General features: G+C 60.8%; 10 protein-coding genes. 5 read left to right on the top strand and 5 right to left on the bottom strand.

Going from position 1 to position 12,724, the window contains the following annotated elements; all coding sequences use genetic code 11:
* Positions 1 to 56: 56 nt before the first annotated feature.
* Complete coding sequence (gene queA, locus ATE40_RS01740; RefSeq protein ID WP_004940394.1) at positions 57 to 1,127, bottom strand: tRNA preQ1(34) S-adenosylmethionine ribosyltransferase-isomerase QueA; 1,071 nt, start codon at positions 1,125 to 1,127, stop codon at positions 57 to 59.
* 120 nt (positions 1,128 to 1,247) lie between these two features.
* On the opposite strand from queA, the gene ATE40_RS01735 reads away from it, so the two are divergent.
* The 3 genes from ATE40_RS01735 to ggt all read left to right on the top strand — a co-directional run bounded on the left by ATE40_RS01735 (position 1,248) and on the right by ggt (position 4,658).
* A complete protein-coding gene (locus ATE40_RS01735; RefSeq protein ID WP_019454211.1) occupies positions 1,248 to 1,829 on the top strand; it encodes an acyl carrier protein phosphodiesterase in 582 nt (193 codons plus the stop codon).
* 229 nt (positions 1,830 to 2,058) lie between these two features.
* Positions 2,059 to 2,661 carry a peroxiredoxin C gene (locus tag ATE40_RS01730; RefSeq protein WP_019454212.1) on the top strand — a complete coding sequence of 201 codons (603 nt, stop codon included), beginning with the start codon at positions 2,059 to 2,061 and terminating at the stop codon, positions 2,659 to 2,661.
* Positions 2,662 to 2,894: 233 nt separating this feature from the next.
* Positions 2,895 to 4,658: a gamma-glutamyltransferase gene (gene ggt, locus ATE40_RS01725; RefSeq protein WP_063918833.1), complete on the top strand. Its 1,764-nt coding sequence runs from the start codon at positions 2,895 to 2,897 to the stop codon at positions 4,656 to 4,658.
* Positions 4,659 to 4,711: 53 nt separating this feature from the next.
* Here the strand turns inward: ggt and malZ are convergent, their stop codons facing one another.
* The gene (gene malZ, locus ATE40_RS01720) at positions 4,712 to 6,535 is read right to left on the bottom strand and encodes a maltodextrin glucosidase (protein ID WP_063918832.1); all 1,824 of its coding nucleotides are present in this window, start codon (positions 6,533 to 6,535) and stop codon (positions 4,712 to 4,714) included.
* Positions 6,536 to 6,781: 246 nt separating this feature from the next.
* Here malZ and ATE40_RS01715 point away from each other — a divergent pair, with 246 nt between their 5' ends.
* Together ATE40_RS01715 and ATE40_RS01710 are read left to right on the top strand one after the other, a co-directional pair.
* Positions 6,782 to 8,038, top strand: coding sequence for a mechanosensitive ion channel family protein (locus tag ATE40_RS01715; RefSeq protein ID WP_063918831.1), 1,257 nt, complete (start codon positions 6,782 to 6,784; stop codon positions 8,036 to 8,038).
* A gap of 132 nt (positions 8,039 to 8,170) precedes the next feature.
* A complete protein-coding gene (locus ATE40_RS01710; protein ID WP_063918830.1) occupies positions 8,171 to 8,434 on the top strand; it encodes a hypothetical protein in 264 nt (87 codons plus the stop codon).
* Positions 8,435 to 8,465: 31 nt separating this feature from the next.
* Here the strand turns inward: ATE40_RS01710 and proY are convergent, their stop codons facing one another.
* The 3 genes from proY to ATE40_RS01695 form a co-directional block, all read right to left on the bottom strand.
* Positions 8,466 to 9,872 carry a proline-specific permease ProY gene (gene proY / locus ATE40_RS01705; protein ID WP_063919578.1) on the bottom strand — a complete coding sequence of 469 codons (1,407 nt, stop codon included), beginning with the start codon at positions 9,870 to 9,872 and terminating at the stop codon, positions 8,466 to 8,468.
* A 73-nt stretch (positions 9,873 to 9,945) separates the two neighbouring features.
* On the bottom strand, positions 9,946 to 11,262 hold the full coding sequence (brnQ, locus tag ATE40_RS01700) for a branched-chain amino acid transport system II carrier protein (RefSeq protein WP_038873241.1): 1,317 nt from the start codon (positions 11,260 to 11,262) through the stop codon (positions 9,946 to 9,948).
* A gap of 485 nt (positions 11,263 to 11,747) precedes the next feature.
* Positions 11,748 to 12,710 (bottom strand): PstS family phosphate ABC transporter substrate-binding protein, encoded by a 963-nt coding sequence (locus ATE40_RS01695; RefSeq protein WP_019454220.1) that lies wholly within the window; start codon positions 12,708 to 12,710, stop codon positions 11,748 to 11,750.
* Between the last annotated feature and the right edge of the window lie 14 nt (positions 12,711 to 12,724).

The following is a 12,724-nucleotide window of genomic DNA, read 5'->3' as shown; positions in this document are numbered from 1 at the left end:
GAGAAACAGTCTGATGTCGTTGAAACGGGGCCGCGCCATGCGCGCAGCCCGGGAATTTAGCCGCCGACGGATTCGTTTTCCGCCTGCGGGTTACGGCTGATGAACATCGCATCGCCGTAGCTGAAAAAGCGATACTGCTCGGCTACCGCCTGCTGATAGGCGTTCATGGTATTTTTATAGCCGGCGAAGGCCGACACCAGCATGATCAGGGTCGACTCAGGCAGGTGGAAATTGGTCACCAGCGCGTCGATCACCTGGTAGTGGTAACCCGGATAGATAAAGATGCTGGTGTCGCCGAAGAACGGCGCAATCAGCGCCTCTTTGCTGGCCGCCGCGGCGCTCTCCAGCGAGCGCACCGAGGTGGTGCCCACCGCCACCACGCGCTTGCCGCGCGCTTTGCAGGCCAGCACCGCATCGACCACCTCCTGCGGCACTTCGGCGTATTCGGCGTGCATCACGTGATCTTCGATGGTTTCCACGCGCACCGGCTGGAAGGTGCCGGCGCCGACGTGCAGCGTCACGAACGCCATTTCCACGCCCTTGGCGCGCAGCGCCGCCAGCAGCGGTTCGTCGAAATGCAGGCCGGCGGTCGGCGCGGCGACCGCGCCCGGCTTCTCGCTGTAGACCGTCTGATACAGCTCGCGGTCGGCGTCTTCATCCGGGCGAGCGATATACGGCGGCAGCGGCATATGGCCGGCCGCGTTGAGAATGGTGAATACGTCGCGCTCGTCGTTGAAACGCAGCTCGAACAGCGTCTCATGGCGCGCCACCATGGTGGCGGCGATGCTCTCGTCATCCCCCAGCAGCAGCTCGGCGCCCGGCTTCGGCGCTTTCGACGCGCGCACGTGCGCCAGCACGCGATGGTCGTCCAGCACGCGCTCCACCAGCACTTCAATCTTGCCGCCGCTGACCTTGCGGCCGAACATGCGCGCCGGGATCACGCGGGTATTGTTGAACACCAGCAGATCGCCGGCCTCCAGCTTGTCCAGCAGATCGGTGAATACGCCGTGCGTCAGCGCCCCGCTCGGCCCGTCCAGCTGCAGCAGGCGGCATGCGCTGCGCTCGGCCTGGGGATAGTGGGCAATCAGGGATTCGGGAAGTTCAAACGAAAAATCAGCGACGCGCATGGGTATTCACTTCTTCAATTTAAGGCTGGTTGGTAAAAAACAGGCGGCCTAGTCTAAAGCCGGGGGCGGTCAGCGGCAAGAAATAAGGAGGATTTGCCTGACTTCGGGTATAGTTGAGGGATGAATTTTCTCGCTCATCTCCATCTGGCCATGCTGGCGGACAGCTCGCTGCTGGGCAACCTGCTGGCCGATTTCGTGCGCGGCAACCCCGCCGCCGACTACCAGCCCGACGTGGTGGCCGGCATCATGATGCATCGCCGCGTCGACGTGTTGACCGACAGCCTGCCGCAGGTCAAAGCCTGCCGCGACTATTTCAGCGCCCCTTACCGCCGCGTGGCGCCGATCACCCTCGACGTGGTGTGGGACCATTTTTTGGCGCGCCACTGGCAGCAGCTGGAGCCCTCGCGCGATCTGCACCAGTTCACCCAGGAAGCCCGCAGCCAGATCGAACCTTACCTGCCGCTCACGCCGCCGCGTTTTCAGAACCTGAATGGCTATCTGTGGCCGGAGCGCTGGCTGGAACGCTACGCCGAATTGCCGTTCATCGCCCGAGTGCTGCAGGGCATGGCCAGCCGCCGCCCGCGCCTTGAGGCGCTGGCCGGCTCGTTCGCCGACGTCGAGCAACATTATCATCAGCTTGAAACACAGTTCTGGCAGTTTTACCCGCAAATGATGCGGCAGGCGAAGGATAAAAGGCTCTGAGGTCAAGCCCAAGCGTTTGAAATTGCAGCGCCTTGCAAGAATTTACGTTTTGCCGCTTGCCCTTTTGTGGGAAAAGGTTATTTTTAAAGCTCGATAAATTATATCAACGACTTTGATAGGTGAAAGCTATCTCATCGATTGGTCTTTTACCCTTTATTCACCAAGTCACGGCCCCTATACTGGCCCTTGTTTTTACATCCACCCTTTAACACCTATTACAGGAGTAATTATGGTCCTGGTAACTCGTCAAGCCCCTGACTTCACTGCAGCTGCCGTACTGGGTAGCGGCGAAATCGTTGAAAACTTCAACCTGAAGAAGCACCTGAACGGCAAACCAGCCGTCCTGTTCTTCTGGCCAATGGACTTCACCTTCGTATGCCCTTCCGAGCTGATCGCTTTCGATCACCGCTATGAAGAGTTCCAGAAGCGTGGCGTTGAAGTGGTTGGCGTTTCCTTCGACTCAGAATTCGTTCACAACGCATGGCGTAAAACCCCTGTCGACAAAGGCGGCATCGGTGAAGTGAAATACGCAATGGTTGCTGACATCAAGCGTGAAATTCAGAAAGCTTACGGCATCGAACACCCGGAAGCCGGCGTTGCGCTGCGCGGCTCCTTCCTGATCGACAAAGACGGCATCGTGCGTGCTCAGGTTGTTAACGACCTGCCAATCGGCCGTAACATCGACGAAATGATCCGTACCGTTGACGCACTGCAATTCCACGAAGAGCACGGTGAAGTGTGCCCGGCTCAGTGGGAAAAAGGCAAAGCAGGTATGGGCGCTTCCCCAGACGGCGTAGCAAAATACCTGTCTGAAAACGCTGCCAAGCTGTAATTTCAGCCTGATAGTGAATCAACCGGCCCACGGGCCGGTTTTTTTGTGCCCCTTTTTGGGGCAACATGCCCACCTTCTGTGCTTTATTTCCCTGTTTCCGCTCACATTTCCTATCCCGATCGCCGCGCGTGCGCCCATCTGCGGCTACTATCAATAACGCTGGCTCGCGCTTTGCAAGCGAGTAACGGCAAGCAAACACAACACAATAAAAAACTGACAGGGTAGGAATAACTATGTTTTTACAGAAATGGAGCAAACCCCTGACCATGGCGGCGCTGCTGGTCAGCGGCAGCCTGTATGCGGCGTCTAACCCGGCGGTGGAAGCCAAAAACGGCATGGTGGTCACCTCGCAGCACCTGGCCTCGCAGGTCGGTGTGGATATCCTGAAAATGGGCGGCAACGCCATCGACGCCGCCGTGGCGGTCGGCTATGCGCAGGCGGTGGTTAACCCCTGCTGCGGCAACATCGGTGGCGGCGGCTTTATGACCGTCCACCTGGCGGACGGCACCGACACCTTCATCAACTTCCGCGAAACCGCGCCGGCCGCGGCCAGCGCCAACATGTATCTGGATGCCGACGGCAAGGTGAAGAAAGACGCCAGCCTGTACGGCTATCTGGCGGCGGGCGTGCCGGGCACCGTGCTGGGGATGGAAACCGCGCGCGAGAAGTACGGCAAACTGAGCCGCGAACAGGTGCTGGCACCGGCGATCAAGCTGGCGCGGGAAGGTTTTGTGCTGACCCGCGCCGACACCGATATCCTCGACACCACCATCGCGCGCTTCAAACAGGATCCCGAGTCGGCCAAAATCTTCCTGCGCCCGGACGGCAGCCCGCTGCAGCCAGGGGATAAGCTGGTGCAAACCGATCTGGCCAACACGCTGGAAGCCATCGCCAAAGGGGGAACCGACGCTTTCTACAAAGGCAAGATCCCGCAGGCGGTGGAGGCGGCGGCCAAACAGGGCGGCGGCATTCTGACGGCGGCCGACTTCGCCAACTACAAGGTCACCGAAACCCCGCCGATCACCTGCAGCTATCGCGGCTACAAGTTCGTGTCGGCGCCGCCTCCCAGCTCCGGCGGCGTGACGCTGTGCGAAATCCTCAACGTGGTGGAAGGCTACGACCTGAAAAGCATGGGCTTCAACTCGGCGGCGGCCATTCACACCATGACCGAGGCGATGCGCCATGCCTACATGGACCGCAACACCTATCTCGGCGACCCGGCATTCATCAAGAACCCGATCGATCGGCTGGTGAGCAAGAGCTACGCCGAGCAGATCCGCAAGAAAATCGTCGCGGACAAAGCCACGCCGTCGGAAAACGTGCAGCCCGGCATGGAGCCGCATGAGAAACCGGAAACCACCCATTATTCGATTGTCGACCATGACGGCAACGCGGTCTCCACCACCTATACCGTCAACGGCCGCTTCGGCGCCGTGGTGATCGCACCGGGCACCGGCTTCTTCCTCAACGACGAGATGGACGATTTTACGGTCAAAGTGGGTGAGAAAAACCTGTACGGGCTGGTGCAAGGCACCGCCAACAGCATTGCCCCCGGTAAGCGCCCACTATCGTCGATGAGCCCGACGCTGGTGACCAAGGACAACAAGATCTTTATGGTGCTGGGTTCGCCGGGCGGTTCGCGCATCATCACCATCACCCTGCAGACCGCGTTGAACGTGATCGACCACGGGATGGCGCCGCAGGAAGCGGTGGACGCGCCGCGCATCCATCACCAATGGTTGCCGGATGAGGTGTACTACGAACAGCGTGGCGTTTCCGCCGATACGCTGAAGCTGCTGAGCGGCATGGGCTACAAGATGGTCGAGCAAACGCCGTGGGGCGCTGCCGAACTGATTCTGGTCGGCTTGCCGGGCGCGGCGGGCGTCACCCCGGCCAACTCCGGCAACGATTCGGCGGTTTCCGGCAAAGTGCGCGAAGGCTATCTGTACGGCGCCAACGACGTGCGCCGCCCGGCAGGCTCCGCGGTCGGTTACTGATGTAAACGCCCACTTACCTTAATCGCGGGGGCCCTTTGGCCCCCGCAGTTTCTTTAACCTTCGCAGCGCCATACGGTGGCCGACTCTTCTGCCAACTGCAGGCGCAACCCGCCCGCCGTTTCGCTCAACTCTCCCCGCCCTTCCACACGCCGCCACGGGCCGCGCGCCAGCAGCGGGTTATGCGGCAGCTGCGCCTGGCCGCTGCCGTCGCGCTGCAGCGCCACCAGCACCTGCTCCTGCTGATACAGGCGCACGAACACCAGCGTTTCGCCGCTGGCGTACAACACCTGGCAGCCGCCTCGGCGCAAGGCCAGGCTCTGTTTACGCAGCGCCGCCATGCGCTGGAACAGCGCCAGCAGCGGCCGGTCCCAGTCGGCGACGTCCCACGGGAACGGCTTGCGGCAGAACGGATCGTTGCCGCCGTCCAACCCAATCTCATCACCATAATAGAGGCAAGGCACGCCGATCCAGCTCAGCAGCCACACCGCCGCCATCTGCATGCGCGCCGCGTTCCCCTGCAACAGCGTGAGGAAACGCGCGGTATCGTGACTGTCCAACTGGTTGAACTGAATCAGCTGGCGGCCATGCGGCAACCCGGCGCGGTAGCCGTCCATCCACTGTGCGCATCCGGCGGCGTCCAGCCGCACCGGGTGATAGGCCACGTCCAGCCCCGCTAAAAATGCCCGCACCGGCAGCGCGAATCCCATGTAGTTCATCGCCGCATCCTCCACGCCGGCATGCAGCCAGCGACGCGCGTCGCCGAAATGCTCGCCCAACACGTAGGCCTGCGGATTCTCCTGTTTCACCGCCTGATAGATACCCGCCAGATGGCGCAGGTTGCCGGCGGCGCCGCCGTTCTCCCCCAGCATGTGCACCACGTCCAGCCGCCAGCCGTCGATGCTGTACGGCGGGCGCAGCCAGTGGCGCACCACGCTGCCTTCGCCCTGATAAATCGCTTCCGCCACCTGCGGCTCGGCGAAGTTGAGCTTCGGCAGGCTGGCGTTGCCCTTCCAGTCGAGCGCGCGGCCGTCCGGGTAGAAGTTGAACCAGCCGCGATACGGCGAATCGGGATGGTGGCAGGCGCCATTTTCACCCTGACGATGGCGGTCGAACCACGGATGCGAGTCGCCGGTGTGGTTGAATACCCCGTCCAGCACCAGTTTCATGCCTACCTTGTTAGTACTCACTCGCAAACGCTGCAGCGCCGCGTTGCCGCCGAAGTGCGGATCGACCTGGTAGTAATCCTCGGTATCGTACTTGTGCACGCTCGGCGCGGTAAAAATCGGGTTCAGATACAGCGCCGTCACGCCCAGCTGCTGCAGGTATGGCAGTTTGGTGCAAATGCCGTCCAGATCGCCGCCGTAAAAGGTCGAGGCGGCGTGGCAGTCCTCCAGCGGATGCTGCCAGTCGCGCCGAATCACCTCGGCGCCGGCCGCGTGATGGCGGTAGCTGCCACTCTGGATACCGTGCTCACCGCCGCTACTGGCGAAGCGATCGGGGAAAATCTGGTAGAACAGCTGATCCGCCACCCACTCGGGGCCATTGTCAGGATCGTCGACGGCGAACTGCGCCAGCTGGCCCGGCGGCGTTGGCGACCAGCCCTGCGGCCCGAACCACTGTTGGCGATCGGCCCACAGCAGCTTGAAACAGTAACGCCGCGTCGGCTCGCCCTCATTCAGCGTCAGGCTGGCCTGGTAGCGCCGCATCCCCTCGTGGCGCTGCGCTTTCATCGCCAGCAGCCACTCTTCGTTGTCCGGTTCGGCGCGCAAAAATACCCGTTCCGGCAGTTCATCCCCTTGTAACCACAGCGTGATATCCAAACGTTGCCCTTGTTTCACGACAAAAGGCGGGACCGGTTGATGCCAGGCGTTAAGCATACTGTTCTCCTGCTGTACCAAACGAAATCGACGGCGTTCTTCAAGAAGCGAACAATGCCACGTTAAGTGCAACTCCCCCTCCTCTCTGGCCGCAAAACCCGGGGATGAGCCGGGGGGCGGAGACTGAAAAATAACGCTAACTTGATGTAAAAAAAGGTAAACAGGCACAAATCCTGCACGTTACCCCTTAGGCTAACGCGTTTTAAGTTTACAGGATATTTTTTGCGCATTTTTTAAGGAGCGGTAATGCAACAACAGATAACGCGCTGGCTGGAACAATTTGGTTTGGAATTCGGCGGAGTGATGTCGCTGTTGATGGTATTGGGGTTGATTGTTCTGATCTCGGTGGCGATCCACCTGGTGCTGCATCGGGTGGTGTTGGCTGCCCTTCAGCGCCGTGGCCAGCAATCGCAGCGCGTCTGGCAACAGGCCATCACCCAATACAAACTGTTCCAGCGCGTGGCGCTGCTGCTGCAAGGGGTGATCATCAGCATCCAGGCGACGCTGTGGCTGCAAAGTGGCAGCCAGACCCAGGCGGTGATCGTCACCGCCGCGCAGGTATGGATCCTCGCCTTTACCCTGCTGTCGCTGTTCTCACTGCTGGATACGCTGCTGGCGCTGCTGCGCCAAAGCCCGATTTCCAATCAGCTGCCGCTGCGCGGCATTTTCCAGGGCCTGAAACTGGTGGCGGCGATCCTGATCGGCATCATGATCGTCTCGCTGCTGATGGGCAAATCGCCGCTGCTGCTGCTCAGCGGACTGGGTGCCATGACCGCGGTCTTGATGTTGGTGTTCAAGGATCCGATCCTCGGGCTGGTGGCCGGCATTCAGCTTTCCGCCAACGATATGCTCAAGATCGGCGACTGGCTGGAAATGCCGAAATACGGCGCCGACGGCGCGGTCACCGACATCGGCCTGACCACGGTCAAAGTGCGTAACTGGGACAACACCGTCACCACCATCCCCACCTACGCGCTGATCTCCGACTCGTTCAAAAACTGGCGGTCGATGTCGGAATCCGGCGGGCGCCGCATCAAGCGCAGCCTGAATATCGACACCGGCAGCGTGCACTTCCTGTCGGAAGAAGAGCAGCGCCGCCTGCAGCGCAACCCGCTGCTGCACAGCTATCTGAATAACAAAACCCAGGAGCTGAGCCAGCACAACCAGGAGATCGCCATCGATCTGGCCTCGCCGCTCAACGGCCGCCGCCTCACCAACCTCGGCACGCTGCGCGCCTATCTGGAAGCCTATCTGCGCGCTCACCCACGCATTCACCAGAACATGACGCTGATGGTGCGCCAGCTGGCGCCGACGCCGGAAGGCCTGCCGCTGGAAATCTACGCCTTCACCAACACCACGGTCTGGGCGGAGTATGAAAGCATTCAGGCGGATATTTTCGACCATATCCTGGCGGTGATCGACGAATTCGGCCTGCGCGTGCACCAGACGCCAACCGGTAACGATCTGCGCGGCATGCTGCTACAAAGCGCGAACGCTTCCTGACATCGGCTGACGTAAAGATGTCTGCTGGTAATGATGTTCTTTCAATTGCCAGCAGATATCTCCATCCCCTTCTTTTCCCCAGCGAAAACGGCGTTAATGCGCCATCACCTTCACCACCGAGAGGGAAAGCCCTTGCTGAAACGGTTACGTCATCGGCTGTTCACCCTGATGGCCACCCTGCTGTTTATCGGCTGCCTGCACAGCGCTTCGCTGGATGAAAGCCGCATGCCCCGCAACCTGCAACCTTCGTTGAGCGCTCTGAGCAGCAACCTGCAGGACATTCGCGAAGTGCTGGCGCGCTGCGCCGGCGAGGAAGAGGAGGAACGCCTGAACGACGGCGGCATACGCATCGAAGCGCGCGCCGCCGGGGAGGATGAAGTGGAAGATAAACCCTAAAAAAACACCGGCCTTAGCCGGTGTTTTCCATTTAGTCTTGCTGCGTCGCCAACGGCGCGCGTTTTTTCTGATGGTTGACCTTGAACCAGTACCCCGCCAGCAGCAATACCACCCAGACCAGGCCGGCGTACAGCGAGACGCGCGTGGTCGGGAAGTAGCCGATCAGGCCGATGATGAACACCAGGAACACGATCGCCACCACCGAGGTGAACACCCCGCCGCGCAGCGGGAACGCCAGCTGCTTCACCTGCTCTTTGCTCAGGCTGCGGCGGAAGGCGATTTGGGAGAACAGGATCATGATCCACACCCACACGGTGGCGAAAGTCGCCAGGGAAGCGATCACCAGGAACACGCTCTCCGGCATGATGTAGTTGAGGTACACCGCCAGCAACAGCGCCAGCATCATCACCACTACCGTCACCCAAGGAATGCCGCGTTTCGATATCTTGCTGAACATCTTCGGCGCGTGCCCCTGTTCGGCCATGCCGTGCAGCATGCGGCCGACGCCGAACACGTCGCTGTTGATCGCCGACAGCGAAGCGGTGATCACCACGAAGTTGAGGATGCCCGCTGCCACGGTGATGCCCATATGCTGGAAGGTCAGCACGAACGGGCTGCCGTTGGTGCCCACCTGATTCCACGGGTAGATCGACATGATGACGAACAGCGTGCCGACGTAGAACACCAGAATGCGCCATGGCACCGAGTTGATGGCCTTCGGAATCGATTTTTTCGGATCTTTGGCTTCGCCGGCGGTGATGCCGATAATTTCAATGCCGCCGTAAGCGAACATCACCAGCTGCAGCGACAGGATCATGCCGATAAAACCGTTGCTGAAGAAGCCGCCGTTCGACCACAGGTTATGAATGCCGGTCGGTTGCCCGCCGTTGCCGATACCCCAGATGATGATGCCGATGCCGGCCGCGATCATGATGATGATGGTGGCGACCTTGAAGAACGAGAACCAGAACTCCAGCTCGCCGAACACCTTGACGCTCATCAGGTTGATGGCGCCGATGATCAGCACCACGCTCAGCACCCAGATCCAATGCGGCACTTCCGGGAACCAGACGCCCATATAGATGCCGAAAGCGGTCACGTCAGCGATGGCGACAATCAGGATTTCAAAGCAGTAAGTCCAGCCGGTGATGTAGCCCGCCATCGGGCCGAGGTAATCCTGCGCGTAACGGGAAAACGAGCTGGCCTGTGGGTTGTTGACCGACATCTCCCCCAGCGCGCGCATGATGATAAAGGCCACGATGCCGCCGATCAGGTAAGCCAGCAGCACGCTCGGGCCGGCCATTTTGATGGCGTCCGCCGAGCCGTAGAACAACCCGGTGCCGATGGCCGACCCCAGCGCCATAAAGCGGATGTGACGCGTGCTGAGGCCGCGTTTCAGCTTATTGTCGGGGGCAGTGGTGGGTGACTGTTGTTGCATGAAGATGACCCATAGTTTTAAACGTAAAAAAGCCACGGACATGTCCGTGGCCCTAGATTAAGCCGGGGGATTATCAGTGCGCGGTCACTTGAGAACGCGTGCACACCCGATCATAAATCGCGACCAGCACCAGCATCAGCAGCGAAGGCGGCAACCATGCCAACCCCTGCTCCGCCAGCGGCAGGTGAGTGGTCCAGGCCGGCAGCAGCTGCTGGAAGCTGGACGCTTTCACTGCGTCAAGGATACCAAACAACAGGCTGACAAGCATCACCGGCGCGATGATGCGCGGTGCGCTGTGCCACCAACGCAGGGTGAAGCTCAGCACCACCAGCACGATGCACGGCGGGTAAATCGCGGTCAGCACCGGAATGGAGATCTGGATCAGGTGGCTCAGACCGAGGTTGGACACCACCATCGAGAACAGGCCCAGAATAAACACCAGCGTCTTGTAGGAGAACGGCAGGTATTGCGCGAAGAACTCAGCGCAGGCGCAGGTCAGGCCTACCGCAGTCACCATGCAGGCGATGAAGATCAGCGCCGCCAGGAAGAAGCTGCCCAGGCCGCCGAAGGTGTTCTGAACGTAAGCGTGCAGGATCACCGCGCCGTTGGTAGCGTCCGGCACCAGCGCGCCGCTGCCGGAACCCAGCTTGAACAAGCTCAGATAAACCAGCGTCAGGCCCACGCCGGCGATCAAACCGGCCAGAATGGTGTAACGGGTCAACAGACCGGCGTCTTTCACGCCGCGCGAGCGCGCCGCGTTGACGATAACGATGCCGAATACCAGCGCGCCCAGCGTATCCATGGTCAGATAGCCGTTAACGAAACCGGAGGAGAAAGGCACGCTCTGGTAAGCCGCCGTCGCCGGAATCGGCGCGCCGGCAGGCCACAGCAACGCGGCGATGCCCAGTACGGCTAACGCGACGATCTTCAGCGGCGCCAGCACGTGGCCGACGGTATCGAGCAGGCGGCCCGGATACAGGGAGATGCCAATCACCAGCGCGAAATACACCAGGCTGTAGATGAACAGCGGCATGGCGCCGTCGCCGGTCAGCGGGGCGATGCCCACTTCAAAGGAGACGGTGGCGGTGCGCGGCGTCGCGAACAGCGGGCCGACGGCCAGGTAGCAGACGGTCGCCAGCAGCAGGCCGGCGCCGCGGCCAATCGGCGAACTGAGGGCGTCGATGCCGCCGCCGACGCGCGCCAGCGCGATGACGGTGATGACCGGTAGGCCGACGGCGGTGATCAGGAAGCCCAGCGCCGCAGTCCAGACATGTTCACCGGACTGTAAACCGACCATCGGCGGGAAGATGATGTTCCCGGCCCCGACGAATAAGGCAAAGGTCATAAAGCCCAATGCCAGGATATCTTTTGACGTTAAACGATGACTCATACGATGTCGTGTTGCCTGTTCAAATGAAAAAAATTGTCCGATAGCGTGGTGGCGTGACGCCCCACCCGGTTGCCGGCATGCCCGACCATCGCAGCGCCAAAGAAGCACCCTAAACGCAATCGTTCCGGCGTTTATGTCCCTATTCGAAAGTGGCCGCTCATGAAGATGGGCAAAGTTTTAGGAGTTATAAAAATGGAGGTTTAATCCGACAACGAGGGCTAAGGTAAACGTTTATAGCGCTTCAAGGCAAGACGCACGGCGAAAAGCAGAGCTATCGACCATATAAACTTTAGCCACCAGTCGATCATATTGGCTATCAATAAATATACACTACATGATTTGTATCATTTTTGAACAGCCAATTCACGAAACGTGAAGCATATATCACTTTACCGCGCGAAAACGCCAATAAAAGCCCGGTTTTCGCGTGGCATAAGCTCCATTTCGGCGTGAGAAAAGGCGAAAATTACGTCGCTTTTTGTCGCTTATTGCATCATGGCCGGCGCAAGCGGCTGCAGCCCGAGCGCCTGGCGGGTCTTCTGCAGAGCGGCCGGCGGCAGAGGCAGATAGCCGTCGTGGTTGACCAGGCTCTGTCCTGCGGTCGACAGCACGCGATCGAGGAACGCCGCGGTCAGCGGCTCCAGCGGTTGATTGGGGGCTTTGTTGATATAGATATACAGGTAGCGCGACAGCGGGTAGCGATCGTTGCGCACGTTGGCGGCGGTAGGCGCGACATAGTCCTCCCCCGACTCCGCCAACGGCAGCAGCCGCACGCCGCTGGCGCGAAAACCGATGCTGGCGTAGCCGATGCCGTTGAGCGAACCGGCCACCGCCTGCACCACCGAGGCCGAACCGGGCAACTCATTGACGCGCGGCATAAAATCGCCGCCGCACAGCGCGCGCAGTTTGAAATAGCCGTAGGTGCCGGAAGCCGAGTTGCGGCCAAAGCGTTGCAGCGAGCGCGTCGCCCAGTCGCCGCTCAGCCCCAGTTCGCCCCAGCGCGTCAGCGGCTGGCTTTCACCGCAGCGCCGGGTGGCGGAGAAAATACGATCGAGTTGCTGCAAATTGAGGCCGCGCAGCGGATTGTCCTGATGCACCAACACCACCAGCGCATCCACCGCCACCGGCACCGCCAGCGGCGCATAGCCGTAACGATGTTCGAACGCCGAAACCTCGGCCGCCTTCATCGGCCGGCTCATCGGGCCCAGCTGCGCGGCGCCCGCCGCCAACGCGGTCGGCGCGGTCGACGAACCGGCGGCCTGGATCTGCAGATTAACGTTGGGGTAATGCTGGCTGAAGTCCTGCGCCCACAGCGCCATCAGGTTCGCCAGGGTGTCGGAGCCGACGCTGGACAGATTGCCCGCCAGCATGCCGTCGGGCTGCGCCAGCGCGCCACGTCCGGCCAGCAGCGCCAGGCAAAGCAACAGCCCTCGGGTAATTCGGGTCATACCGGTGTCTCGCG

The sequence above is a fragment of the Serratia surfactantfaciens genome, assembly GCF_001642805.2.
GTDB classification, from domain to species: Bacteria; Pseudomonadota; Gammaproteobacteria; order Enterobacterales; family Enterobacteriaceae; genus Serratia; species Serratia surfactantfaciens.
The sequence above is the reverse complement of the archived record's forward strand: the minus strand, read 5'-3'. Positions and strand labels throughout refer to the sequence as shown.